This window comes from Pseudomonas sp. NPDC090755, from assembly GCF_044769005.1.
In the GTDB taxonomy this organism is placed as follows: Bacteria; Pseudomonadota; Gammaproteobacteria; order Pseudomonadales; family Pseudomonadaceae; genus Aquipseudomonas.
In genome coordinates this window covers 73,513-98,332 of sequence record NZ_JBIVXC010000016.1, presented here as the reverse complement: position 1 = coordinate 98,332, position 24,820 = coordinate 73,513, and the positions used below count along the sequence as shown (strand labels likewise).

The following is a 24,820-nucleotide window of genomic DNA, read 5'->3' as shown; positions in this document are numbered from 1 at the left end:
CGCCGGCTCTGCCGGCTCCCACAGGGTGTGTGTGTGTGTAGGAGCTGGCGAAGCCTGCGATGGGCCGCACCGCGGCCCCAGGTTTTTACCGTCAACCCAAAGTTAACGGGTTATGTATACTGGCAGGCTCTTGGCCCCGATCAGGACACCCTGCCCCATGACGGAAAACAGCTTCGCCTTTCGCCTCAAGGAACTGCTCGAACATCACAAGCTGACCCTGCAAGCCGTGGGCACGGCCCTGGGCATCTCGCGTACGGCCGTGCACAAATGGACCCGGGGCGGTGAGATCGATTACGACAACCTGCGCAAGCTGGCCGAGTTCCTCAAGGTCAACTGGATCTGGCTGCGTTATGGCGAAGAGGCGCTGCAGAACGTCCAGCAGCACCAGGTGGTCGAGCTGCCGATGACCGACCTGCGCCGGCGCTACACCGCCGAAATCATGGAAAGCGAAGCCCGCATGAAGCTGGCCCAGGAAGGCGCACGCATCGTCACCTGGGAGTGGAACCTGATCAGCGACGAGGTCACCTACTCGCCCAACGTCGAGCAGGTCTACGGCTGGCCTGTGGCCCGCAACGAAGACTTCTGGGTGCACCTGCGCGAAGAAGACGTCAAGCACATGCAGCAGCTGTATGCCCAGGCCATCGCCGAAGGCACCGGTTGCGAATGCGACTTTCGCATCACCCGCCCCGATGGCCAGCAGCGCTGGATCGCCTCGCGCGCCACGGTGGTACGCGACAGCGTCGGGCGTCCGGTGAAGATGGTCGGCATCAGCATGGACAACACCGAGCGCATGGTCGCCGAGGCCGAACTGCGCATCAGCGAGGAACGCTTTCGCGCCATCTTCGAACTGGCTTGGGGCGCCCTGGCCTATATCGATCCCGATGGCAGCTGGCAGCGGGTCAACAGCAGCCTGTGCGAGCTGTTGGGCTACAGCGCCGAAGAACTGTACGGCATGACCTTCCAGCAACTGACCCACCCCGATGACCTGGGCGCCAACCTGAAGCTGCTCGAACGCCTGCTGGCAGGAGAAATCCCCCGCTACGAGGTGGAAAAACGCGTGCGTCACAAGGACGGTCGCTATATCTGGGTACGCGCCCGCACCGCCCTGCAGCGCCGCCACGACGGCGAGCCGGAGCACCTGATCAGCGTGTTCGAAGACATCGGTGCCGAACGCAGCGAACATGAGCGTCTGCAAGTGCACATCGCCGGGCTCGAAGCGCGCCTGGCCCAGCAGAACGCCTAGTATCACCTCACCCTTGCGGAGGAATACGGATGCTTCCGGCAACCTCGACTCGTTCGGACAGAGCCTTGCAGGTCGCAAGGCTACGCGGCAAGGTCGGCCTGTACTTTGTCGCCGCCCTGTCGGTGCTGGCCGGCATGACCGACGCCATCGGCTTCATGGCCACCGGCGATTTCGTCTCGTTCATGAGCGGCAACACCACGCGCCTGGCGGTATCGCTGGGCCAGGGCGAGCTCGGCCTGGTGCTGCGCATCGGCGCCGTGCTGCTGGCGTTCGTGGTGGGCAATGCCCTGGGTGTGCTGATCGCCCGCAAAAGTGGCCGGCGACCCTGGCCGCTGCTGTCGATCATCGCCGCCCTGCTGGCCCTGGCCGGCCTGTTGCCGAGCGCCTGGCAACTGCCTGCCTTGATCGCGGCGGTCACCGCCATGGGCATGATCAACGCCGTGGTCGAAGAAGTGAATGGCCTGCCGATCGGCCTGACCTACGTCACCGGCGCGCTGTCGCGCTTCGGTAGAGGGCTGGGCCGGGCGCTTTTGGGCGAGCGCCGGCACGGCTGGCGGGTGCAGCTGATTCCCTGGACCGGGATGTTCGTCGGCGCCATTGCCGGGGTGCTGCTGGAACAGGCCTTCGACTTGGCCGCCCTGCTGTTCAGCGCCTTGCTGGCCCTGGCGCTGGGGGTGGTCTCGTTGAAGATCCCCCGGCGCTGGCAATTGCGCTACATGCCGCGCTGACGCCTTACAGGCAGGTCGCCAGTGCCGCCATGCGCCGCAGCGCGACACTGTCGTTCTTCTGCGCATAGTAGCTGACAGCCGTGCTCGCCCCTTGCGGCTGGATATCGGCGAAGGATTCGGCTTCGCGGGTGTAGACGGTAAAACCGCCCTGCTTGTTTGGCTCCAGGTAGCCGCTGGCGTCGACGCCGAACACGTCTTCCTCCTCCCAGCCGAACTGGATGCACTGGGCGACACGGTCGGCCGGCTTGCTCGACGTGAAGCTTTTGGTCGGCGCCTTGGCCCGGGCCGCCTCCATGGCCGAAGAAGCACAACCGGCCAACAACGCTGCAGCGACCACCGCCATTACTACCCGCATGACACACCCTCGTCGGAAAAAACGCCGACTGTAGCATTGCCGGGGCGTCAACACCCGCCTCTCACGTTTGACGACCTCAAGGATCCCTGCGCGGGATCACAGCTGTCGCCCCAGGGCATTCAGCGTTCTGAGCACCAGGGCGCAGCCGCGACGGGTGTCCGGTTCGCGCAACAGCGTCAGCAGACCGTACATACCGGGAGGCTCGCTGTCCTGACGGGTCTGGGCCGCGGCCTGGCGAATGGCATTGCCCAGGTTCCAGCTCAGGGCCGAGGCTTGCTCGAACTGCACCGAGAGTTTTTCGACCATGGCCGCATCGAGCAGATCGACCAGGTCCGACAGCAGCGATGCCAGGTCGACCAGGTTGTCCAGCCGCCCGCCATCGAGCAAGGGTTGCAGTTTGTTCAAGAAGGCTTCCAGACCCGGGTTTTCGCCCTGCACGGCGAGTGCTTCGGTCGCGTCCATGTTCATCAGCTCCTCCCGGGATCAAGTCACAGCATGCCGCGGGCAACGGCCCAGTACAGGCCACGGTTGAATCCATTCCTGAGCAGGCCGCCGAGCTTGGTCGGCGGCGTGGGCAGCACATCGTGACGGTAGTCGTAGGTCAGTGGCATGCCGGCGTTCAGGCCCATCTGCGCGGCGGCCTGGACCTTGCCGTCATACACCGCCACCGTTTTGCCCAGGCGGATTTCGCCTGCAATGTTGTCGGCGATCACCGGCGCCTGGTTGTGACAGGCGCCTCCGGCCTTGCTGATCGGCAGGTCGACGGTATCACCGATCACGTACACCCCCTCCAGGCCATAGACCTGCAAGGTTTCATGGTTGGTCGGCAGCCAGCCCTCCTGGTTCGCGGCCTGGGACACGCCGCTTTCGAGCACCGCGTCCACCGCACGGATGGGCGGTGTGGCCATGAGGATGTCGTAGGGTTGCGCATCACCCTCCTCGGAATAGGCGATACGCTGGTCGGGATCGACCTTGCCCAGGGTGAAGCCGCGCTGAAAGCGGATGTTCTTCTGGGCGAAGAGGCCCGGCAGGATCTCACCGGTGGGACGCTGCAGGAACAGGCAGTTGCGCAGCAACTGGGCAGTGGTCGGATAGGTGTAGATGATCTCCACCTTGTCCCGCACCCCACGGCGACGCAGGTAGTCGTCGAGCATCAGGGTGGTCTCTACCGGCGCGATGCCGCACTGATGCGGTACGTTCGGCGTTTGCGGAAAGGTCACGGTAATGAAGATCCGCCCCTGCTCGATGCTCGCCAGACGCCGGGCCAGCTGGCGCGCCGGTTCGTACTGGTAGAAGTGATCACCGCCCTGGGCCAGCCCTTCGATGCGTTCGGGAGCCGGCACGCAGCCGGTGGCGATCACCAGGAAGTCATAGCCCAAGCGCTTGCCGCTGCGGGTGTGCACGGTCTGCCCGGTGAAGTCGAAGCGGGTGACTTCCTGCACCTGAAAGTCTATTTCCGGGCGCAGCAAAGAGCGTTCGGGGCGCTTGAGCTCCTCCTGGAAGAACAGGTCGAAGGCCACGTACATGAACGCCGGCTTGTAGTAGTGATCGGGCGAGTTGGACAGCAGCGTGATTCGCACCTGATCGCGCAAGATCTCCGGATAAAGCTTGCCGACCAGTTGATTGGCGAGCATGGTGCCGCCGACGCCACCACCCACGATAAGAATCTGCTTTGCCATGAGTACGCTTCCCTGCGAACGAATCCCCACCTCTTCGCGGGCTATAGTCAGAGAAGCTTCAACAGCGCGCCAATAACCCTTGGCTATAGGGGTTACTTCCATGTGCGGAAGACTCAGCCAGTACCACGGCATCCATGACTTCGTCGACGCCCTGAGCATGCCGGGCGCCTTGGTCAACACTGTGGGTGAGCAGCCGCTTGCCCATTACAACGTGGCGCCCAGCACCCAGGTTGCCGTCATCACGGCGCAGGAGGCCCGCTGGTTGCGCTGGGGCTGGCGCCCGCACTGGGCCCGCGACCGGGCGGCACCGATCAATGCGCGGGTGGAGAAAGTCGCCCATTCGCCGTACTTCCGGGCGATCTGGGGGCACCGGTTGATCGTGCCGGTGGATGGCTGGTTCGAATGGGTCGATGAAGGCGGGCCGAAAAAGCAGCCCTGGTACATCCATCGCCGCGACGGCCTGCCGGTGTTCTGTGCCGGGATTGGCCAGTGGGGGGTGGGCGAGGATGACGGCTTTGTCATCGTGACCGCCGACAGCGCCGGCGGCATGGTCGATATCCATGACCGGCGACCGGTCGCCCTGGCCCCGGACCTGGCCAGGGCATGGTTGAACCCCGACTGCGACAAGGCCCAGGCCGAGCAGATGCTGCTCAACCTGGGCGAACCGGCCGAGGCGTTCGACTGGTATCGGGTCGACAAGGCGGTAGGCAATGTGCGTAACCAGGGTGCCGAGTTGCTTAGAGCATCCCTGTAGGGGGAGAGGTTGCGACCGCTGCGCGGTCGATCGCAGGCTTCGCCAGCTCCTACAATGGCCTGTGTACACCGAATCACTGTGGGAGCCGGCAGCCCCTAGGTTGTGTCCATATCAATAAACCACCCTGCACTTTCTGCCAGACTCTCGAGCGTGTACGTATCAGGAAGATCGCATGAACCACGAATTGCTCTGGGTGCTGGGCCTGCTGTTGACCAGCGTCGCCCTGTTCATCATCAACCGGCCACGCATGGATGTGGTCGCCCTGCTGATGATCGTGGCCCTGCCGCTGACCGGCATCCTCAGCGTCCAGGAAGCCCTGGCCGGTTTCAGCGACCCCAACGTGGTGCTGATCGCTGCGTTGTTCGTCATCGGCGAAGGCCTGGTGCGCACCGGCATCGCCTACCGCATCGGTGAGTGGATGGCCGACCGCGCCGGCAACAGCGAGGTGCGCCTGCTGGTGCTGCTGATGGTCTGCGTCGCCGGGCTCGGCTCGGTGATGAGTTCCACCGGCGTGGTCGCCATTTTCATCCCGGTGGTGCTCAGCATCGCCGCGCGCATGAAGGTCTCGCCCAGCCGCCTGATGATGCCGCTGAGCTTTGCCGGGCTGATCAGCGGCATGCTCAGCCTGGTGGCCACGCCACCGAACGTGGTGGTGCACAGTGAGCTGGTGCGTCACGGCGTAAGCGGATTCGGTTTTTTCAGCTTCACCCCCTTCGGCCTGGTGATCCTCGCCCTAGGCGTCGGCTACATGCTGCTGACCCGCCACTGGCTCAGCGGCGAGGTGCGCAAGGATGGCAGCCCGCAAACCCGCCGCACCCTGCTCGACCTTGTCATCGACTACAAGCTGGCCGGCCGTGAACGCCGCCTGCGGGTGCGCCCGGACTCCCCCCTGATCGGTCACAGCCTGAGCGAACTGAAGCTGCGCACCGTGCACGGCGCCAACGTGGTCGGTATCGAACGCCAGCACAAGTTCACCACCCGGGTGATCAGCCCCGACTCCAGCACCACGGTGCACGAGGGCGATGTGCTGCTGCTCGACCTGTTCGCCCCACGCGACGACCTGCGCAGCCTGTGCCAGACCATGAAGCTCGAACCGCTGCACTTCAAGGCCGCCTATTTCATCGACCAGTCCCACGCCGTCGGCATGGCCGAGGTGGCGGTGGTGCCCGGCTCGCAACTGATCGGCAAAAGCGTGCTGGAGCTGAATTTCCGCAGCCGCTGGGACCTCAACGTGGTGGGCCTGCGCCGCGGCCAGAACGCCATCGAAGAACAGCTGGTGGAAGAGAAACTCAAGCTCGGCGACACCCTGCTGGTGATCGGTCCGTGGAAAGCGGTGCGCCAGTTACAAGCCCAGCCCAAGGACTTCCTGGTCCTGAGCCTGCCGGCGGAAGTGGACAACGTCGCCCCCGCCCTGAACCAGGCGCCCTATGCGCTGGTCAGCCTGGCAGTGATGGTCGGCCTGATGATCAGCGGCGTGGTGCCCAATGTCATCGCCGCCCTGATCGGCTGCCTGTTGATGGGCGCCGGACGCTGCATCGACATGAACAGCGCCTACCGGGCGATCCACTGGCAGAGCCTGGTGCTGATCGTCGGCATGTTGCCCTTTGCCCTGGCCTTGCAGAAGACCGGCGGCATCGCCCTGGCGGTGAACGCGCTGGTACAGGTACTGGGCAGCGCCGGCCCCTACATGATTCTGGCCAGCCTGTTCGCCATCACCGCGATCATCGGCCTGTTCATCTCCAACACCGCCACCGCCGTGCTGATGGCACCGGTGGCAATCAGTACCGCCGAGCAACTCGGTGCCTCGCCCTATCCCTTTGCGATGATCGTCGCCCTGGCCGCCTCGGCGGCGTTCATGACGCCGGTGTCCTCACCGGTGAACACCCTGGTGCTGGGCCCGGGGCAGTACCGCTTTGCCGACTTCGTCAAGGTCGGGGTGCCCTTCACCCTGCTGGTGATGGTGGTCAGCGTGTTCATGGTGCCGTGGATTTTTGCCCTTTGAGTGCAGCGAATTTCTGCTGCTGGATGGACTCGGCAGCCTGGCGCCAGTCCTGCGCCCAGCCGTCGAGCACCACCTTGAGGTTGTCGGCGGTCATCACCTGATCGTCGTTCTCCAGCGGCAGGCCGGTGCCCTTGCGCACCACTTCGGCGACCACGGCGCGGCTGCCGCCATCGAGGAAGGCCGCTTCGGTGGCGATCACGCTGTCCAGGTCGCGAATGCCGATGGCGCTGCTGACCCCGGCGGCCACCAGGGTCACCGGCAGCCATTCGTAATAATGCAGCGCCTGGGTGTGGGCGCCGACCGAGGTGATTGCCGGACGCACGATCAGGGTGTTGGGGCCCGGTTGCTCGACCAGGGTCAGGACCTTGCCCAGTTCACGCTTGAGCGCAGCGTCGTAGTAGGTGGTCACCGCCTTCAGGGTCGACTCGGGGATCCGCGTACTGGCCTGGGGCACGGGGTAGAACTGGCTCGGTGCGATGTACACCTGGTTGTAGCGCTCCATGTGCAGATCGGGGCTCAGCCAGCGCAACACCGAATCACCCGAGGCGGTCTTGTGCTCGCTCAACTGGTCATAGTTGCGCAGAAAGCCCGAATACTCCTTGGGCGTGACCCGGTTGTGGCTGCAGCCGGTCATCATCAGCGACAGGCACAGCACCGGCGCGATCATCTGCTTACGCATGACAGGCACCCCCACCGTGTTGCCTGACAGGCTTGGGCGCCGTGCCGGAGCGTTCGACATGCAGATGGCCGTTGCCCATGATCCAGTGCACCAGCTCGGTCACCGGCACCTTGTAGCTGTACTCCATCCATTGGCTGCTGGTGGGGTTGTAGCGTTCGAAGTAGTGGCTGAGGATCATATGCGTACCGTCCTCACACAGACTCAGGCGCGAATCCTGGTAGCTGAGCAGCGCATTGCGCCACAGGTCCCGGGTGCGCAGGTCGAGGGTCAGCGCTTGACTGCAGTCGAGGCCATCGATCGGAGGTTGTGCCGGCATGGAGTATTCCCTTGGTTTGGACTGCCCTCAGGATGACGTCGGCGCTTTGCTGGCAGATGTCCGCTTTGTGTCGCGACCGAAGGATTGTTACTCGATTGAAATATATGACCGGCGGCCCAGAATGGTTTTAGATACGCACTTTTCAGGCCCCACTGGACCCCAACGTGAGCAGACTGCTGATTGTCGATGACGACGTGGAAATTTGTGCCCTGCTGAAGAAGTTCTTTGTCATGCACGGCTACGAGGTCGACCTGGCCGCCAATGGCACGGCCATGTGGGCGGCCATCGAACAGCAGCGCCCGGATACCATCATCCTCGACCTGATGCTGCCCGGCGAAAGCGGCCTGACCCTGTGCCAGAAGCTGCGCAGCACCACCGGCATCCCGATCATCATGCTCACCGCCATGGATGAGTTGAGTGACCGCATCGTTGGCCTGGAACTGGGCGCCGACGATTACCTGGGCAAGCCCTTCGACGCCCGCGAACTGCTGGCCCGCCTGCGCGCCGTGCAGCGCCGCGCCGGTGAGCAACTGCGTGCGCAGATCGAAGAGACCCGGCCCTTGATCCGCTTCGACGACTGGCAGCTGGATGTCACCCGCCGCGAGCTGCGCACCCCGCAAGGCGTCATGGTGCCGCTGTCGGCCGGCGAGTTCGACCTGCTGCTGGTGTTCCTCGAACACCCGCAGCGCATCCTCACCCGCGAGCAACTGATCGACCTGGCCCGCGGCCACGGCCATGAAGCCTACGACCGCAGCATCGACGTGCAGGTCAGCCGCCTGCGGCGCAAGATCGAGCCGGACAGCAAACGCCCGGCGCTGATTCGCACCGTGCGCAACGGTGGCTATATGTTCGACGCCAAGGTCAGTCGCTGATGATCCGTCTCGACCTTCGCCGCGACGGCATCAGCCGGCGCATCGCCCTGACCATCATCGCCGCCATGCTGATTTCGGTGCTGCTCAACTTCCTCTTCGTACAGGTGGCCGGGGTCTGGGCGCGCCCGCCCCTGAGCAAGACCGGCCTGCTCGAACAGATCGCCGTGACCGCCCGCATGCTCGAAGCGGCGCCCCGCGATCAGCGCGAGCGGTTGGCCAATGCCGCGAGCAACCCGCAGTTGCAGGTGCAGTGGAATCCGGAACGTGCGCCATTCGCCCTGCCCGGCCCCGGTGAAACGATCGAGATCGAGACGGTGCCGGAATTGCACGAGCTGCTGGCCACCCGCCCACGCCGGCTCGAAGGTTTCCAACCCGGCGACTGGCCCAAGGGCAGCCCCGATGCGCATTACAAGCTGATGATGCAGATGGCCGATGGCAGCTGGCTGGCCTTTACCCCGCCGTACCGCAGCTGGGGCCTGAGCACGGGGATGCGCCTGACCATCATCGGCCTCCTGGCGCTGGTCGCCGCCGTGCTGGTGGCCTGGGTCGGCACCCGCCAGCTGGCCGGCCCCCTGCAGCGCTTCGCCCGCGCCGCGCGGCGCTTTGGCAGCGACCTGCGCGCACCGCCCATTCGCCCGGAAGGCCCTCATGAGCTGCGCCAAGCCATCACCGCCTTCAACACCATGCAGGCGCAGATCCAGCACTTCATCGCCGAGCGTACGCAGATGCTCGCAGCGATTTCCCATGACCTGCGCGCGCCGCTGACGCGCATGCGCCTGCGCGGTGAATTCATCGAAGACCCCGAGCAGCAGCGCAAGCTGTTTCGCGATGTCGATGAAATGCAGCACATGATCAACGCCGCGCTGAGCTTCTTCCGCGACGAAACCCGCCTGGAAACCACCACACCGTTCGACCTTGCCGAGCTGCTGTGGACCCTGGTCGACGATTACCGCGACCAGCAGATCGAAGTGGCGTTCACGGGGCCGGCAAACCTGGTGTACCAGGGTCGGCCACTGGGTTTGAAACGTGCCGTAACAAATCTGATCGACAATGCCGTCAAGTATGCCGGCGCCCCCCAAATGCGCCTGATCAGCACGACCCATACCCTGCTCATCGAGGTCAGCGACCAGGGCCCGGGCATTCCCGACGCCGCGCTGGAAGAGGTGTTCGTGCCGTTCTTCCGCCTGGAAAGTTCACGCAACCGCAACACCGGTGGCGTCGGCCTGGGCCTGCCGTCGGCCCGCACCGCCATACGCGAACAGGGCGGCGAGCTGACCCTGCACAACCGGCCAGGTGGCGGCCTGCTGGCGCGCATCGAACTGCCACGGGTGAATGACTAGCCCGTTTTCTACCCCGGGCAGGTGTTAACGCCCACTTAACTGCACGTCGATACTGTTGGGCTCCTCTCCCTTCAGAAACGTCCTTTGGCCCACCTTGCGTGGGCCTTTTTTTGCCCGGCTGTCCAGCCCCGCCCCGGGGGCGGTGGGAAACAAAATTCTGAAATCGTGGTCAGAGCGTGTAACCTTCCCCCGCTGTGCGGATAAAGGATCCACAGTGCTGAAACACCTGACCCGCTTTGCCTTGATCGCCACGGTGCTGTCCACCGCCGGTTGCTACTACCACGATTACGACCGTGACGATCACCGCTATGACCGCGACCATCGCTATTCACGCGATTGGGATGACGACCGCGACCATCGCAAGTACGACAAGCGCTACCGCGATGACGACCGCTATCGCTACTACGACAACGACCGCCGTCGCGACCGTGACGATGACGACGACGATGACGATTGATCGCCCGCTGTACATTTTCCTGACTGACAACCGTTTTGCCTGAGGCTCACAACATGCGTTTTACAATTCCTGCTTTGACATTGGGTATCCTGCTATCCCAGGTCGCCATGGCCGACAGCGATGTCAATTCCGCCATCGGCGGTGGCCTGGGCGGTGCGCTGGGTAACGCAGTTGGCCAGCAGATCGGCGGCAGCACCGGCGCGGCCATTGGTGCCGGTGTGGGTGGTGCGGCCGGTAGTGCGGTCGGCGCCCGCAAGGGCAACCGCACCGAGGCGGCCATTGGCGGCGGCCTGGGCTCGGCCGGTGGCTCGGTGATCGGCAACCAGATCGGCGGCAAGACCGGCTCGACCATCGGCGCAGGCCTGGGTGGCGCTGCCGGCGGTGCCCTGGGTAACCACATCGCCGACAAGGATCGCCACGACTCCGGCAGCAACGACTACAAGCGCAAGCACAAGCATAAACACAAGCACAAACACGACTGAGCCTGATGTAGCCGCTGCCGCCAGGCTGCGATCGGGCGCGCAGCGGCCGTAAACCTGCGCCCGATCGCAGCCTCGTAACGTAGGAGCGGGCTTGTCCCGCGATGGCGGTGTGTCAGTCACATCGCATCGCGGGACAAGCCCGCTCCTACAGGCGCATCATCCTAGTAGTGCGCGCGGCCAGCCGAGGATCTGCTTGGGTCGTGGCTGGGCATAGGTGCGCACCTTCGAGGTGCTCAACTTCAAGCGCACCAGGGATTCGGCCAGCGCCACCGCCGCCGTCACACCATCGACCACCGGCACCCCGGTACGCGCCTGGATACGCTCATCCAGCCCGGCCATACCGCCACAGCCCAGGCAGATCACCTCGGCCTTGTCGACCCGCACCGCCTCCTCCGCTTCGCGCACCACCGACTCGATGGCCCGCTCCGGCTCTTCTTCCAGTTCCAGCACCGCCATGCCGCTGGCCCGCACTGACGCGCAGCGAGCCTCAAGGCCAGCCAGTTTCAGACGGTCTTCAATCAGCGGCACGGTGCGATCCAGGGTAGTGACCACCGAATATCGGTGACCCAGCAACATCGCGACGCTGGCAGCCGCCTCGGTGATGTCCACCACCGGCACGTTGAGCAGCTCCTGCAAACCTTCGCGGCCATGCTCGCCGTAGCCGGCCTGGATCACCGCGTCATAGGGCTGGTCGTAGCTCAGCACCCGCTCCATCACGGCAATGGCGGCCAGGTAGCTCTCGAAGTTGCCTTCCACCGACTCGGCGCCGAAGCGCGGGGTCAGGCCGACGATTTCGGTACCCGGCGAGGCCACGCTGCGTGCCTGGCGGGCAATGGCCTCGGTGATGGAGGCGGTGGTGTTGACGTTGACTACCAGTATTCTCATGGGTCGATTCCTTGTGCGTGACGCTCAGTGCTGGGCGCTGTCGACGGCAAAGTGCTCGCCGGAACAGTCCACATAGTGTTTTTTGCGATCGGAGATCAGGTAGTACACGCCGCCGGCAATGGCCGCGCCGAACAGCCAGGAGAACGGCGTCAGGTCGCTGAAGGCCGGTACCAGGGCCAGTATCACGGCGGCGATGGCCGAGGGCACCAGGGCGGCAATGGCCTTGTAGTTGACCCCGCGGGTGTAGTGATAGGTGCCGCTGGCTGCCTCGCTGTAGAGGTCCGGCACATGCACCTGGGCTTTGCGGATCAGCCAGTAGTCGACCATGATGATCCCGTACAGCGGGCCGAGCAGCGCGCCCAGGCCAGACAGGAAGTAGACGATCACCAGCGGGCTGTTGTAGAGGTTCCAGGGCAGGATCAGTACCGCCAGGGTGGCGCTGATCAGGCCGGCGCGGCGAAAGTTCAGGCGGCTAGGCGCAAGGCTCGACAGCACAAAGGCCGGGGCGACGAAGTTGGCCATGATGTTCACCGCCACGGTGACGATCAGGAACGCCAGGCAACCCAGCACCAGGAAGGTCTTGTCGGGAATCGCGGCGATGATCTGGGTCGGGCTGTCGATCACCGTGCCATCGATGCTGAACTGCGCCCCGGACAGCACGAAGCTGATCACCGCGAACACCAGGATGTTCACCGGCAGGCCCCAGAAGTTGCCGACACGGATGGTGCGGCGGCACGGCGAAGAGCGGGCGAAGTCGCAGAAGTTGAGGATCAGCGTGCCATAGATGGCCAGCCACAGCGCACCGCCTGCGAACACCTGGGTCCAGGCCTTGGCGCCGGTCAGCGGCTCGCCCACCGACCAGGCCAGGTTGCCGTCCACCCGCAGGTACATCCAGACCGCCAGCACCAGCACCGTCGAGAGGATCACGGGGCCGGCGAAGGATTCGTACTTGCGCACCATCTCCATGCCGAAGGTCAGGATCACCAACTGCACGAACCAGATGGCGACGAAGCTGGCCCAGCCCAGGCTCGAGAGCCCGAGAATGGCGTTGTGGTCGTAACTGGCCAGGCTCGGCCAGATCGCCACCAGCAGCACCCGCAGCACCACCGAGGCCAGGTAGGTCTGGATGCCGAACCAGGCGATGGCGATGACCGCACGGACGATCGCCGGCACTTGTGCGCCATAGATGCCGAAGCTCATGCGGCTGATCACCGGAAACGGCACCCCGGTCTTCTGCCCCATGTAGCCGGACAGGTTCATGAAGAAGTACACCAGCGCCGCCCCCACTGCCAGGGCGGCAAGCATCTGCCAGCCGGACAGGCCGAGGGCGAACAGGCCCATGGCGAAGGAGTAGTTGGCGATGTTGTGCACATCGTTGGTCCACAGGGCGAAGATGCTGTAGCCGCCCCAGCGCCGGCCGGCGGCCTTGGTCGGGGCGAGGTCGGCATTGTGCAGTCGCGGGCTCAGGCCACCGTGCCCCGGTCCCTGGGCTGAAACGGCAGCGTCGGGCTGCAGGTACGCGCTATCGAGCTGTTTGGAAGTATCCAATTGCATGTTCCCCGGGCTCCTGCTGCAGCACCGGTGGTGCTCCAGCACATTATTGTTGGATTTGAAGAGTTGGGACCGCCATTGGGCGCCTGGGCGCCGATGCATACAAAGATTGTATGCAATTTTCGTCTTACGATTTTCGAGGAACAATATGTGTGCCAGACGGTGGGCGAATGCATCACGACCGGATGACAGAAATTCACCTATCTTTTTGATTTTTATTGATTAAAAAATTTTGGAAAACGGAGATGAGAGTCATTTACCTGACCGAACGGTCAGCGCCTAAGATGGCAGAAATGTGAAAATGGGTAACGAATAGCGGAAACACGTATACACAATAGTGATACCTATGTGCACAAAATCGCTTCGCGGGGCAAGCCCGCTCCTACGGTGGGCGGTGTAGGAGCGGGCTTGCCCCGCGATGAGCGCCCTCATCAATTTCACCTTGAAACTTTTGGTCACCGCGCATTTACGGCATGCTTGTGCGGTCAAGGAACATCGGAGCTGGCAATGACGGAAAAACTCCCCGCATCGACCGTAGAACGCGTCTACCAGGGGGTCCACGAGGCGATCAGGAAACGCACCCTGCGCCCCGGCATGAAACTGGGCGAGTCTTCCCTTGCCGAACTGTTCAAGGTCAGCCGCACCTCGGTGCGCGCGGCGCTCAAGCAGCTCGAAGGCGACGGCCTGGTGTCCACCGAGCTGAACAAGGGCGCCTGGGTCTCGTTGCCCAGCGACGAGGACATCCGCTCGGTGTTCGAAACCCGCCGCCTGATCGAGATCGGCATCGTCACCGAACTGTGCCGCCGCGCCGACAAGCGCTTGCTGCAGCCCCTGCGCGAGCACGTGGCCGAAGAGGAAGCCGCCGCCGATGCCGGCGACCATGCCCGCTACGTCCACCTGCTGGGCGAATTCCACCTGCGCCTGGCCGAGGTGCTGGACAACCCGGTGCTGCTGGACTGGTTCCGCAAGCTGATCGAGCGCGGCTCGCTGTACGCCTCGACCCTCGATGACGAGCGCCACGAAGCCTGCCGCGGCAACGAGCACCTGCGCCTGATCGAGGCCCTCGAAGCCGGCGACCAGACCGCCGCCATCGAACTGGTGTGCACTCACCTGAGCGGGATCGAAGAAGCGATCCTCAAGGCCACCCACAACCTCAAGGCCGACTACCATCCGCTCAAGCACCTGATCGGCGGCTGAGATACCGGCATTCACGAATCCACTGCTATCGATCCCGATATTTAATTGGCCGATGGCCACCCACGTTTTGTAGGGTGGCGGCCTCTCCAACGAGGTCGTGAAATGTTTGATCGTGTATTCGTCAATGCCGTCGCTGCCGACGGCAGCCCCCTTTCCCTGGCCGTCGCCGAGGGCCGCATCGCTCGCCTGGGCGCAGACCTGGGCCCGCTCGACGGCGTCGAGCGCATCGACCTGGGTGGGCAGTTGCTGCTGCCCGGCTTTGTCGACGGCCATATCCACCTGGACAAGAGTTTTGTCGGCGACCGCTGGCACCCGCACCAGGCCGCCGGCAGCCTGCGTGAACGCCTGGCCGTGGAGAAGCGCGAGCTGGCCCTGGCGCCGCCGATCGTCGAACGCGCCGATGCCCTGATCCGCCAGGCCGTGTCTTTCGGCACCGTGGCCATGCGCAGCCATGTCGACGTCGACGCCACCACCGGCCTGACCAACCTGCATGCGGTGATGGAGGCCCGGGAGAAATGGCGCGGTATCGTCGATATCGAGCTGGTGGCCTTCCCCCAGGCCGGGGTGATGTCCTGCCCGGGCACCGCCGATGTGCTGGAAGCAGCAATCCAGGATGGCGCCGACGTCATCGGCGGCATCGACCCGACCACCCTCGACGGTGATGCCGAGGGCCAGTTGAACGTGGTGTTCGGGATTGCCGAGCGTCATGGCGTGAAAATCGACATCCACCTGCACGAGCCGGGCCTGCAAGGCATCGAACAACTGCGGTGTATCGCCGAGCGCACCTTTGCCGCAGGCTTGCAGGGCCGCGTCAGTGTCAGCCATGCCTACGCCCTGGGCCAGGTGCCAGACGATGAGGTCGAGCGCATTGCCGCCGACCTGGCCCGGGCGGGCGTGTCGATCCTCACCAACGCCCCGGGCGATCACGCCTTCCCGCCGATCCTGCGCCTGCGTGCGGCCGGGGTGAACGTGTTTGCCGGCAACGACAATATCCGTGATGCCTGGTGGCCCTACGGCAATGCCGACATGCTCCAGCGCGCCATGCTGATCGGCTACCGCTCGGGCTTCTACAGCGACGAAGACCTGAATGTGGCCCTGGCGATGGCGACCACGGCGGGCGCAGCCGTCATTCAGAAGCGCGACTACGGCCTGGCGGTGGGCAACGAAGCGACCTTTATCGTCCTCGAGGCGCCGAATGCCGCAGCCGCCGTTGCCGCCGTGCCTGCCCGGCGGCGGATGGTCCGCCGCGGGCAGCTGGTCGACAGCACCTGCTGAGGCGACACAGGTATCAGTATCCGTTGATCCAGGCTGGCCAGCCGCCCCCAGGGTTGCTGGCAAAGCCCCTGCTGCTCGGCTAGCATGCCCGCAGGAAACCGGCGCCGCCCGGTTGGCCGCAAGGCCGGATATGGAGAACGATACCCGTGCTGTTGAGCATCCCGACCCTGTTGCTGGTGGCCATTTTCATTCTTGGCCTGATGGGGTTGCTGACCCTGCATGCCTGGAGCCGTGGCGCGCGCGATCAGACCCTCGGTCACCTGGGCAGCATGCTGCTGCTCGCCGCCCTCGGCGTCGCGCTGGTCAGCATGCGCGCCATGGCGCCGGCCTTCGTCGCCCTGGTGCTGAGCAACATCGTGCTGCTGCTCAGCGCTGCGATGAACTGGACCGCCATGCGCGTGTTTGCAGGGCGCGCCCCGCACCTGCCGGGCATCTTCGCTGGCGCCCTGTTCTGGCTGCTGTGGAGCTTCATCCCAGGCTTCTATGACGACCTTGGGGTGCGGGTGACGGTGTACTCGCTGCTCGCCACAGGCTACGGCGCGCTGTCGGCGTTCGAACTCTGGCGCAACCGCCAGCACCTGGAGGCGGCCTACCTGCCCGCCCTGCTCCTGACCCTGTCGCACACCGGCTTCTATGCCGTGCGCACCGTCACCGACCATGGCGTGTCCCTCGAACAGGCAATGACCGGCAACGACACGGCGTTTTTCGCCTTCATGCTGTTCGAATCGATGCTCTACGCCATCGGCATCGCCTACGTCACCCTGGCCATGGTCCGCGAACGCACCGAACTGAAGCTCAAGGCCGCCGCCTATTCCGACCCGCTGACCGGTATCGGCAATCGCCGCGCCTTCCTGTCCCGGGGCGAAGCCCTGCTGGCCGGCTGCGCCCGGCGCGGCCAGCCGGTGGCCTTGCTGTTGTGCGACCTGGATCACTTCAAGCGGCTGAACGATATCCATGGCCACCAGACCGGCGACCAGGCCCTGATCGCCTTCAGCCAGGTCGCCCGCCAGAGCATTCGCCAGGAGGATGTGCTGGGCCGCATCGGCGGCGAAGAGTTTGCCTGCCTGCTGGCCAGCACCGACGCACAGGCCGCGGCGCAGGTTGCCCAACGGATTTGCGCAGGCTTCTACGGGTTGCCGTTGCTGGCGCCCGGTCAACTGAGCGTGAGTATCGGCATCGTCGACAGCGCAACGGGCGGCCATGACCTGTCGCGCCTGCTGTCGCTGGCCGACCACGCGCTGTATGCCGCCAAGGACCAGGGCCGCAACCGCGTGCAGCTGTACACCCCGCCTAGCCCTCCCGGGCCAGCCAGTCCAGCAGCCACAGCCCCGCGGGCCCGGGTGGACTGATCCGCGACCAGGCCGCGTCTACCGCAATGGGCCGCGGCCAGCCGCCCAGGCTCAGCTCCACCAGCCTGCCATGGCCGTACTGCTGCACCAGGCCATGGGGCAGCTCGGCCCAACCGAAGCCCTGCTCGGTCATCTCCAGCAGCAACAGATAGTCCGGCGCCGACCAGACCCGGCCCTGGGGTTTGTTCTCGCTGTCGGTGTAGGTGTTGAGGTACAGCTGCCGGTGGCTGGCCAGATGGGCCTGGGTCAGCGGTGACTGGCTCGCCAGCGGGTGCCCGCGGGCGACGAACAAGCCCATCTGTGCCTGATGGGGTAAACGCCGCGAGGCGATATCGGCAGGGTACTTCGCCTGCGCCGCCAGCAGCCCCAGGTGGGCGCGCCCGCTTTGCAGCAGATTCAGTACATCGCCAGCCTCGGCGATCATGCATTCGAGCTCGATGTCCTGAAAGCGCTGCTCGAACTGGCGCATCACCTGATTGTCGGGGCTGAGCTGGTACATGTCCGACAGCACCAGGGTCAGGCGCGGCTCGACGTTGTCGGCCAGGCGGATGCTCAGCTCGTCCAGCCGCTCGCTGGCGGCAAGGATTTCCTGCACATGGCCGAGCACCTTGCGCCCGGCCTCGGTCAGCATCGGGTGGCGGGCATGGCGGTCGAACAGGGTGACGCCCAGGTCCGCCTCAAGGTTGGCGATGGCGGCACTGACGGTGGACTGGCTCTTGCGCAACTTGCGCGCGGCCGCCGAGAACGACCCCAGGGCGACCGCTTCGACAAAGGCCAGGAGAGCTTCAGGGGAATAGCGCATGGGGCATCGCTTTTGTCGATGGGATGACTTCCTAGCATAAGTAAAAAAACGATGATCATCACCCTACCCCGCAGCGCGTGCATGAAGCGCACGGCCGTGGCCTACCATGGAGGGATAGCGCCGTATGTCCTGGCCGGAGGCACCATGCCTGAACCCGAATCGCACGCAGGCAAAACCGACCCGTGGGAAAAGCTCAAGGCGATCTCTTCGGTCGTCGCGGCGATCGTCATTCCGCTTGCGGTGGCCTGGGTGGGCAACGGCTTTTCGACGGCGCTCAAAGAGCGTGAGATCCAGGGCAAGTTTGTCGAGCTGGCGGTTCAGATCCTGCGGGAGGAGCCGAGCAAGCAGGCGGCCGGGTTGCGTGACTGGGCGACAGAAGTGCTCAACAAATATTCCGGTGTGCCGTTTTCGGCGGAAACGAAGAAGGCGTTGATTGAAAGCACGCCGTTGCCGTCGGGGTTTGAGCGCTATGAGGGGCGTAGTTCACTCGGTAACGTCAAGCCGGGTGATGGCGCGAAGTTTCGCGGGCGCGGCTATCTGTTAATTACAGGACGTGCCAACTACCAGCACTATGGAGCGGCATTGGGTATCGACCTGGTTGAGAACCCCGACAAGGCGGCGGAACCGGTGGTGGCTGCATCGATTTTGGTGCAGTTCTTCAAGGAGAGGGAGGACCAGTTTGTGCAGGCGCTTGCGCAGAACAACCTGACGCTTGTGCGGCGGTTAGTGAGCGGGGGGTTAATGCAAGTGCAACAGGTCAATGCGCGCTATGCCACCTATCTTGAGCTGCTCCAGAGCCCTGCCCCCGATCTGCACCAGGTGCCTGGCGTGGCCAATCCGGCATGGGCTTCCGAACACCTGCCCGCGCTGATTGCGGCGCTGGACAAGCAGCACATTACCGATCCGAGGCTGCGGGCGTATGTGCTCGCCACGGCTGACTTCGAGACGGCCCAAGGACGGGTGATGGTGGAGAAACCCTCCCGCTTTACGAAGGGGCCGGCGCCGGACACAAGCGCGGAGTAAGCAGCCCGTACCTGGAAGCCGCTGCCCCCTCATACCGCCCCGCTCACATGGCTTTCATTTCAGCAATATCACGCTCCACCTGATCTGCAGAGTGGTTGAACATCGCCTGCTCCTGCGTATCCAGAGGCAGCTCGATCACCCGCGCAATCCCCTCCTGCGCCAACACACAGGGGACACCCATGGCAATATCGGTTCGCCCGTACTCGCCCTCGAGAATCGCGACCGTCGGCAAGATACTGTTTCGCCCATTGGCGATAGCATCCACCATCTGTGCAATGGCCACGCCCGGCGCATCGCAGGCGCTCCCCACCTTCTTCAGCCCCAGGATCTCGCCGCCGCCCTGGCGGGTGCGCTCCACAATCCGCTCTATTTGCTGACTGGACAGAAAGTGGGACAGCGGCACCGCACCGACCGTGCAGTAGCGCATCAGCGGCACCATGCTATCGCCATGCCCTCCGAGCACCAGCGCCGAGATATCCCGGGCAGAAAACCCTGTTTCCTCGGCGATGAAACACTTCATGCGTGCTGTATCCAGCACCCCCGCCTGCCCGAACACCCTGTTGCGTCCCAGCCCACTGAGGCTACAAGCCCGATAGGTCAGCACGTCGACCGGGTTGGACACCACCAACACCGTCGCTGCCGGCGCATGACGATTAATATCCTGCATGATGCCATCGAGAATGGGCAGGTTGATGCTCAATACATCCTGACGCGACTGACCCGGCTTGCGGGGCACACCCGCGGTAATCACGACCAGGTCCGAACCCTGCAGCATTTCGGCATTGGACCCGCCGAGAACCCGGGTATCAGACCCTGACTCGACGGCCGCCTGCCAGACGTCCAGCGCCTTGCCCTGTGCCAACTCACCCTGCACATCAATCAACATCAACTCACGACAAAACTCTTCCCGGGCGATGATCTGAGCCGCCGCCTCGCCCACCATACCGGCACCCACAATGGATAATTTGTTCACCGAACACCTCCTCGCGGCTCGCACCACCAGCAGCACGCCCGCATGTACAGAGAAGTATTGCCCGCTACTGCTAAAAGACCACCCGAAGGTGGCCTGAGAGCGCTCATGGCTGTTTGCGATAGCGTTCGGTCAAGGACTGCACGAGGGTGACGTAGGATTGCGTCTCGGCGTAGGGAGGCACCCCGTTGTATTCGACCACCGACGCTTCGCCGGCGTTGTAACCTGCCAACGCCAGCGTCTGGTTGCCGTTGAAGCGCTTGAGCAGCCAGGCCAGGTAGCGAACGCCGCCATGGATGTTCTGTCGTGCGTCGAACGGATCGTCTACGGCAAAGCGCGCGGCGGTGGCGGGCATCAACTGCATCAGCCCCTGGGCACCGGCGTGGGAAATGGAGTTGGGGCGAAACGCTGATTCGGCATGAATCACGGCGCGGACCAGCGCCTTGTCGACACCGTATCGACCCGAAGCGGCCTCGATCTCCCGCCGATAGGAATGGGGATCCAGGCGCAGCGAGGCGACCTTGAAATCCTTCGCAACCCTACACAGATAGCAGCCCTTGATGTAATAGACCTCAAGGACATCGACCCGAGCGGAGATCCCGACGGGGCGACGGCTCACATATTGACGAACACCCCTGTGCATGAAGGTGAACACTCGGACCCGCACCGCGCCTGGGTCGTCGCCCCGCACAGCCCGTGGCCGGGCCATTGCCTTGGCGCCGCCACCCGCGCCCGCCATGTCACTGAGCCGAGTGCAGTGGGCGTTGGCGATGGCTTGGCGGGTGTAGCTGATGGCCCCGTCCCTGGTTTGGCACTTGAACATGGCACTGGCGCACAGTGGGGTGACCAGCAAGGCCAACCCGATGCTGCCAAAAAGGCTCTTGCGAGCCCATTGCCATGCTCTGGAACTCATTACATCGCTCCGCGCCGCAGGCCGCTTCTGGAGGGCCTGTTTGGGTGGCCCGCCTGTTGTTCTGGTAGTTATACCTCTTGTAACCGGGCTTGGAATTTACGTTGACGTACGGGCGCCGGCGTTCCCTGGCGAGGCGCAAACGAATGTCTCCTTCTGGCCGTTTTCTGCCTGTCACGACAGGCTGCTTCAGGTCAAAAACAGCCGATCGCGTAGGTCCGCTTTCGACCCAAAGCGGCCGGTAATCAGTCGCTGCTGCAAACGAATATGCCTTGCCAGAGTTCTTGATTGTTATCTGGGCCTTGGTCTTGGATCCGCTCTCAGACCGTCACCATCAGGAGAAATGTTGCTTTGATCAAAGTCCGCGTTAATCGCGGCATTAGCCATTGTTGCGGTATTCCTCTCAATCTGTCTGAGTAGCTGGTAGTTTGAGTGCATCAGTACCCACATCGCATAAAAAGGAACGACGAACAAAAACATCAGGATCAGCCCGACGAACCCGAACAATAGATAGGACCCTGGTGATGCAATCGAGATAGTTGTCGCGCCAAGCTCTAGGATTACACCGGAACCGGTATCAAAAACATGCGCGAGCAGAATGCCACCAGTGAGACCCAGCAACGTGTACAGCCAGATGTTCACGATCGCAATAAACTGCATCGTTTTGATGATTAGTGAGTTCATAGCATGCCCTTGTTGATCGCATTTGCACGAGCTCTTGACGGTTTAAACGCTGGACAGAGAATAAGCAAGGCCCACTCCTTAAACTAATCTTGGCCTTTCCTGTAAAAACTGGACACTGGGCACCGCCACCGGGCCCCGTACAGTATGGAGCACCGGCGTCTGAGCAACATAATTACTAAATCACCCCCGTATCAGTGGAGGCCCGATGACTGCTTCTGGCCGGCAGCAGCCCTTCGCGGAGGGCTGCTGTGGCTCGGATAGCGACGGTCTACCTCGACCGTCACTGTACGCTTTCAGACCTCCGTCTGCTCCGCCATCTCCAATGCGTCATCGACTTCAATACCTAGGTATCGCACCGTGCTTTCAAGCTTCGTATGGCCGAGCAGGAGCTGAACTGCTCTCAGGTTCTTTGTCCTGCGATAGATCAGTGATGCCTTCGTACGTCTCATCGTGTGGGTGCCGTACATAGCTGGGTCAAGGCCAATCGCTTTTATCCACGCTTTGACGATTCGGGCGTACTGCCGGGTGGAGAGATGCGCTGAGGCGTGTAGCCGGCTTGGAAAAAGGCAATCCTCGCTATGGAGATGGGCTTGATGTATCCAGGCCTCTAGGGCCAGCCGCGTTTGCTCTGCAATCTCAAACTGCACGGGCCGCTGCCCACACAGCCTGCGAATGTGATCGAGCAGCTGTTGCCGCATCAGTGGATAGCGACCTGACTCACACAAGGTAAGTTCGGCGAGCGCTTCACCGGGCTTCCTACTCAACAATCGGATTGAGTATTGCTGCTACCAAACCTAACGATTCGAGTGACAGGCTATAGACACCCATTATTCGCTCGGCGAATTAGGCTCGTGACCATTAACGATTTCACAAGCCACCTCCATTGCGTGAACCTTATGACGAAGTAAATCATCACCGTCAGAGGGTTTAAGTATGAAAGGTAAAGATTTCCTGGCCTCCGCCACACTCGCCGCTTCGCTTGTAACCTCCGCAGGCGCAATGGCAAGTGACGTCGTTTCCTTGAAGTTTAGCGATGGCCGCCCAGACGTCGTCGGCGTGGGCCAGGTGAACGCGATGCTGAAAGAAATCGGCGTGCACGTCGTTACTGTTGACGCACCTAAATCAGCTACTCCGATTCTGGCTGCCTCCTATGAGCGAGCGCTGACCGAAGAGGAAAAGCGAAGCCTGATTAAGGAATTTGAACTCACGATTCCGCAGCTGCTCGACTACGTAAAAATGGTCGGTCGGAAGCCAGCTGTAGCTGACGGTGGTGTGTACACCGAAGAAACAGGAACCGGCCCCTACCCGAAAGTGTACGACATGAAGGCCCTGGACAAGCCGACTCATAAATACGTACTAGAGAAATACGCTCGCATGCATATCAACTCCGCCGACGACGGAACCGACGTCGATGAAGTGATGACTGTCGTTTCCGGTGGCCCTTTCCGCTGGGCATTCACAATGAAGGATGGCTCGACCGTTCGCTTCCAGATTGAAAAGCTGAAGCTGGGCGACAAAGCGGTTCGTGTCAGCTACCACGGCTTGGGCATGCACGCAGGCATCATGGATCCTGAGCAAGGCTTGATCGTAGCTTACGGCCATGGCCCGAAAGAGTTCACCATGCGCTACAAGGGTGATGTACCTCACGCGCATCTGCTTGGTACGAATCCTTGGATGGACTTCAAAGGCGAGATGCCTAAAGCGCTGGACAAAGCTCAGTAATTCTCTCTGAGACATACCAACCAACGATCAGTAGGGGCCGCCTAGCCCTTATCTGATCGAGGAGACAATATGATTCCTTTCAAAGTGAAACATCTGGATCACGTCGTCTTGCGCGTTCAAGACATGGATCGCAGCCTGGCCTTTTACATCGAGATCCTTGGTTGCGAAGTGAAAAAGCGCCGTGATGATTTGGGCATGATCCACCTACGTGCAGGAACCTCGATGATCGACCTAGTGGACGTTACCGGCCCGCTTGGTCAACAAGCAGGAGGCCCTGCCGATCCACAACATCGAAATGTTGACCATTTCTGCCTGCTGATCACACCCTTCAATGAGACCGACATCCTTTCCCACCTACACAGCCAAGGTATACGGGCCGACAAGGCGGTGACGCGATATGGCGCTGAGGGTGATGGCCCATCAATCTACTGCTTCGATCCAGATGGTAACCAGGTGGAGCTCAAGGGGCCGTCTGAGGCATGACTGGTTTAGTGGGCCACGCCTGCTTCTCCATCAACCGCTTTGGGCTGATGGGCTTCGACAAAGCACTTTCGAAGCCAGCCCAAGGCAGGGTCACCATCTTTTCTCGCATGCCAAGCTTGCTGGTACGCGATTTTTGGCAACGTTAAGGGCGGTTCAAAGCGTCGCAGATTGGGAAACCTCCCCATTGAGCCAAGCGCTTTTTCGGCAATCGTAAGAATGAGATCTGTTCCTTCGATCAATTCAACTGCCGCAGTCCAGTGAGGAAGGGCCAGTACAATATTTCTACGCAGCCCCATAGCGCTGAGTGTTCTTTCGATCTCATCGTTTGCGTCTGGCCGTAGTGCCAACATCACATGCGGTCGGTGCAACCACTCCTCAAGAGACATCATTCCATCTGCCGGCAGGGCAGATTGGTCAGCCACACTTACAAACTGATCAGGGAATAGGTCTTCGACCATGATTTCTTCCGGTGTCTCCGGAAATATCCCCAGTGCAAGATCTAGCTCACCATCAATCAGTTGGGCGTGCATCGTCTCACGGCTTGCTTGGCTCACAGCCAATTCGATCCCTGGGGCCTCAGCCCTGACCCTCCGAACAACCGAGGGGAACACTGTTTTCGCGGCGTAATCTGAAAGCGACAACCGGAGCCTGGCTCTCGCGATTACAGGATCAAAGTCAGCCTCAGCGAGCAGGCTGTTGAGCCCCATCAGAGCAGCCTCCAATGGGCGTATAAGGGCCTGTGCTTTAGCCGTCAGCGCCATGTAGCCATCCCGTCGAATAAGTAGCTTATCGTTGAAATGAACCCGCAGTTGGGCAAGCGAGTGACTGACCGCAGGTTGGCTTTTATGCAGCCGCACCGCCGCTCGGGTCACATGACGTTCCGTCAGCAATGCATGCAAGGTCAACAGCAGGTTCAGGTCAATTCGACGGAGCTCGTCCATAGATACGTCCATTAAAGCGTGGCAGTCAGCTCAGGGCTAGCCAGTAGCACCAAGTCGGCACAGCTCCGACAATGAGCTAGAACTATCGAAGGTGAGCTGTAGCGCGGGAGTAGGCCGCGCT

The 24,820-nt window shown here is 62.7% G+C and carries 26 protein-coding genes and 1 pseudogene; 14 read left to right on the top strand and 13 right to left on the bottom strand.

The annotated features are described in order from the left end of the window. Nucleotides 1-157: 157 nt before the first annotated feature. Nucleotides 158-1,243, top strand: a complete 1,086-nt coding sequence (locus ACIQUS_RS20945) for a PAS domain S-box protein (protein WP_403050831.1) — start codon at nt 158-160, stop codon at nt 1,241-1,243. A 29-nt stretch (nt 1,244-1,272) separates the two neighbouring features. After that, nucleotides 1,273-1,971: a YoaK family protein gene (locus ACIQUS_RS20940; RefSeq protein WP_403050828.1), complete on the top strand. Its 699-nt coding sequence runs from the start codon at nt 1,273-1,275 to the stop codon at nt 1,969-1,971. A gap of 4 nt (nt 1,972-1,975) precedes the next feature. On the opposite strand, the gene ACIQUS_RS20935 is transcribed toward ACIQUS_RS20940, so the two are convergent. The 3 genes from ACIQUS_RS20935 to ACIQUS_RS20925 all read right to left on the bottom strand — a co-directional run bounded on the left by ACIQUS_RS20935 (nt 1,976) and on the right by ACIQUS_RS20925 (nt 4,005). Beyond that, nucleotides 1,976-2,326, bottom strand: a complete 351-nt coding sequence (locus tag ACIQUS_RS20935) for a hypothetical protein (RefSeq protein ID WP_403050825.1) — start codon at nt 2,324-2,326, stop codon at nt 1,976-1,978. Nucleotides 2,327-2,422: 96 nt separating this feature from the next. Beyond that, the gene (locus ACIQUS_RS20930; protein ID WP_403050822.1) at nt 2,423-2,794 is read right to left on the bottom strand and encodes a DUF1641 domain-containing protein; all 372 of its coding nucleotides are present in this window, start codon (nt 2,792-2,794) and stop codon (nt 2,423-2,425) included. Nucleotides 2,795-2,814: 20 nt separating this feature from the next. After that, nucleotides 2,815-4,005: an FAD/NAD(P)-binding oxidoreductase gene (locus ACIQUS_RS20925; RefSeq protein ID WP_403050819.1), complete on the bottom strand. Its 1,191-nt coding sequence runs from the start codon at nt 4,003-4,005 to the stop codon at nt 2,815-2,817. A gap of 100 nt (nt 4,006-4,105) precedes the next feature. On the opposite strand from ACIQUS_RS20925, the gene ACIQUS_RS20920 reads away from it, so the two are divergent. Together ACIQUS_RS20920 and ACIQUS_RS20915 are read left to right on the top strand one after the other, a co-directional pair. After that, complete coding sequence (locus ACIQUS_RS20920; protein ID WP_403050816.1) at nt 4,106-4,759, top strand: SOS response-associated peptidase; 654 nt, start codon at nt 4,106-4,108, stop codon at nt 4,757-4,759. 172 nt (nt 4,760-4,931) lie between these two features. Next, nucleotides 4,932-6,761, top strand: a complete 1,830-nt coding sequence (locus ACIQUS_RS20915; RefSeq protein WP_403050813.1) for an SLC13 family permease — start codon at nt 4,932-4,934, stop codon at nt 6,759-6,761. On the opposite strand, the gene ACIQUS_RS20910 is transcribed toward ACIQUS_RS20915, so the two are convergent. Beyond that, complete coding sequence (locus ACIQUS_RS20910) at nt 6,733-7,440, bottom strand: DUF3313 domain-containing protein (RefSeq protein WP_403050810.1); 708 nt, start codon at nt 7,438-7,440, stop codon at nt 6,733-6,735. The genes ACIQUS_RS20915 and ACIQUS_RS20910 overlap by 29 nt on opposite strands. Continuing rightward, entirely contained in the window at nt 7,433-7,756 is a 324-nt protein-coding gene (locus ACIQUS_RS20905; RefSeq protein WP_403050807.1) for a hypothetical protein, read from the bottom strand. Before ACIQUS_RS20905 ends, ACIQUS_RS20910 begins: the two co-directional genes overlap by 8 nt. 164 nt (nt 7,757-7,920) lie before the next feature. On the opposite strand from ACIQUS_RS20905, the gene ACIQUS_RS20900 reads away from it, so the two are divergent. The 4 genes from ACIQUS_RS20900 to ACIQUS_RS20885 all read left to right on the top strand — a co-directional run bounded on the left by ACIQUS_RS20900 (nt 7,921) and on the right by ACIQUS_RS20885 (nt 10,907). Next, nucleotides 7,921-8,628, top strand: a complete 708-nt coding sequence (locus ACIQUS_RS20900; RefSeq protein ID WP_403050804.1) for a response regulator — start codon at nt 7,921-7,923, stop codon at nt 8,626-8,628. Further along, on the top strand, nt 8,628-9,968 hold the full coding sequence (locus ACIQUS_RS20895; protein WP_403050801.1) for an ATP-binding protein: 1,341 nt from the start codon (nt 8,628-8,630) through the stop codon (nt 9,966-9,968). The genes ACIQUS_RS20900 and ACIQUS_RS20895 overlap by 1 nt, the downstream gene beginning before the upstream one ends. Before the next feature lie 214 nt (nt 9,969-10,182). Next, nucleotides 10,183-10,425 carry a hypothetical protein gene (locus tag ACIQUS_RS20890; RefSeq protein WP_403050798.1) on the top strand — a complete coding sequence of 81 codons (243 nt, stop codon included), beginning with the start codon at nt 10,183-10,185 and terminating at the stop codon, nt 10,423-10,425. A 53-nt stretch (nt 10,426-10,478) separates the two neighbouring features. Continuing rightward, nucleotides 10,479-10,907: a glycine zipper domain-containing protein gene (locus ACIQUS_RS20885; RefSeq protein ID WP_403050795.1), complete on the top strand. Its 429-nt coding sequence runs from the start codon at nt 10,479-10,481 to the stop codon at nt 10,905-10,907. Between the two features lie 156 nt (nt 10,908-11,063). Here the strand turns inward: ACIQUS_RS20885 and ACIQUS_RS20880 are convergent, their stop codons facing one another. Both ACIQUS_RS20880 and ACIQUS_RS20875 read right to left on the bottom strand, forming a co-directional pair. After that, nucleotides 11,064-11,792, bottom strand: a complete 729-nt coding sequence (locus tag ACIQUS_RS20880) for an aspartate/glutamate racemase family protein (RefSeq protein WP_403050792.1) — start codon at nt 11,790-11,792, stop codon at nt 11,064-11,066. Between the two features lie 24 nt (nt 11,793-11,816). Further along, nucleotides 11,817-13,346 carry an NCS1 family nucleobase:cation symporter-1 gene (locus ACIQUS_RS20875; protein ID WP_403050789.1) on the bottom strand — a complete coding sequence of 510 codons (1,530 nt, stop codon included), beginning with the start codon at nt 13,344-13,346 and terminating at the stop codon, nt 11,817-11,819. Between the two features lie 504 nt (nt 13,347-13,850). On the opposite strand from ACIQUS_RS20875, the gene ACIQUS_RS20870 reads away from it, so the two are divergent. The 3 genes from ACIQUS_RS20870 to ACIQUS_RS20860 all read left to right on the top strand — a co-directional run bounded on the left by ACIQUS_RS20870 (nt 13,851) and on the right by ACIQUS_RS20860 (nt 17,164). Beyond that, a complete protein-coding gene (locus ACIQUS_RS20870; protein ID WP_403050786.1) occupies nt 13,851-14,540 on the top strand; it encodes a GntR family transcriptional regulator in 690 nt (229 codons plus the stop codon). Between the two features lie 102 nt (nt 14,541-14,642). Then, a complete protein-coding gene (locus tag ACIQUS_RS20865; RefSeq protein ID WP_403050783.1) occupies nt 14,643-15,815 on the top strand; it encodes an amidohydrolase family protein in 1,173 nt (390 codons plus the stop codon). Nucleotides 15,816-15,961: 146 nt separating this feature from the next. After that, entirely contained in the window at nt 15,962-17,164 is a 1,203-nt protein-coding gene (locus tag ACIQUS_RS20860) for a GGDEF domain-containing protein (RefSeq protein WP_403050780.1), read from the top strand. Here the strand turns inward: ACIQUS_RS20860 and ACIQUS_RS20855 are convergent. Beyond that, nucleotides 17,106-17,966 (bottom strand): LysR family transcriptional regulator, encoded by an 861-nt coding sequence (locus ACIQUS_RS20855; protein WP_403050777.1) that lies wholly within the window; start codon nt 17,964-17,966, stop codon nt 17,106-17,108. The genes ACIQUS_RS20860 and ACIQUS_RS20855 overlap by 59 nt on opposite strands. Before the next feature lie 144 nt (nt 17,967-18,110). On the opposite strand from ACIQUS_RS20855, the gene ACIQUS_RS20850 reads away from it, so the two are divergent. Beyond that, on the top strand, nt 18,111-18,989 hold the full coding sequence (locus ACIQUS_RS20850) for a hypothetical protein (protein ID WP_403050774.1): 879 nt from the start codon (nt 18,111-18,113) through the stop codon (nt 18,987-18,989). Between the two features lie 43 nt (nt 18,990-19,032). Here ACIQUS_RS20850 and ACIQUS_RS20845 read toward each other — a convergent pair whose 3' ends face one another. From ACIQUS_RS20845 to ACIQUS_RS20830, 4 genes and pseudogenes are all read right to left on the bottom strand, one after another. Continuing rightward, nucleotides 19,033-19,962: a malate dehydrogenase gene (locus tag ACIQUS_RS20845; RefSeq protein WP_403050771.1), complete on the bottom strand. Its 930-nt coding sequence runs from the start codon at nt 19,960-19,962 to the stop codon at nt 19,033-19,035. Nucleotides 19,963-20,065: 103 nt separating this feature from the next. Next, nucleotides 20,066-20,872 (bottom strand): lytic transglycosylase domain-containing protein, encoded by an 807-nt coding sequence (locus ACIQUS_RS20840; protein WP_403050768.1) that lies wholly within the window; start codon nt 20,870-20,872, stop codon nt 20,066-20,068. A gap of 288 nt (nt 20,873-21,160) precedes the next feature. After that, nucleotides 21,161-21,553: a hypothetical protein gene (locus ACIQUS_RS20835; RefSeq protein ID WP_403050765.1), complete on the bottom strand. Its 393-nt coding sequence runs from the start codon at nt 21,551-21,553 to the stop codon at nt 21,161-21,163. Nucleotides 21,554-21,846: 293 nt separating this feature from the next. Continuing rightward, nucleotides 21,847-22,206: pseudogene (locus ACIQUS_RS20830) on the bottom strand (tyrosine-type recombinase/integrase); the annotation flags it as partial. Nucleotides 22,207-22,486: 280 nt separating this feature from the next. On the opposite strand from ACIQUS_RS20830, the gene ACIQUS_RS20825 reads away from it, so the two are divergent. Then, a complete protein-coding gene (locus ACIQUS_RS20825; protein ID WP_403050762.1) occupies nt 22,487-23,275 on the top strand; it encodes a hypothetical protein in 789 nt (262 codons plus the stop codon). Nucleotides 23,276-23,344: 69 nt separating this feature from the next. Continuing rightward, nucleotides 23,345-23,758: a VOC family protein gene (locus ACIQUS_RS20820; protein ID WP_403050759.1), complete on the top strand. Its 414-nt coding sequence runs from the start codon at nt 23,345-23,347 to the stop codon at nt 23,756-23,758. Nucleotides 23,759-23,763: 5 nt separating this feature from the next. Here the strand turns inward: ACIQUS_RS20820 and ACIQUS_RS20815 are convergent, their stop codons facing one another. Then, complete coding sequence (locus ACIQUS_RS20815; RefSeq protein WP_403050756.1) at nt 23,764-24,699, bottom strand: LysR family transcriptional regulator; 936 nt, start codon at nt 24,697-24,699, stop codon at nt 23,764-23,766. Nucleotides 24,700-24,820: the final 121 nt, after the last annotated feature.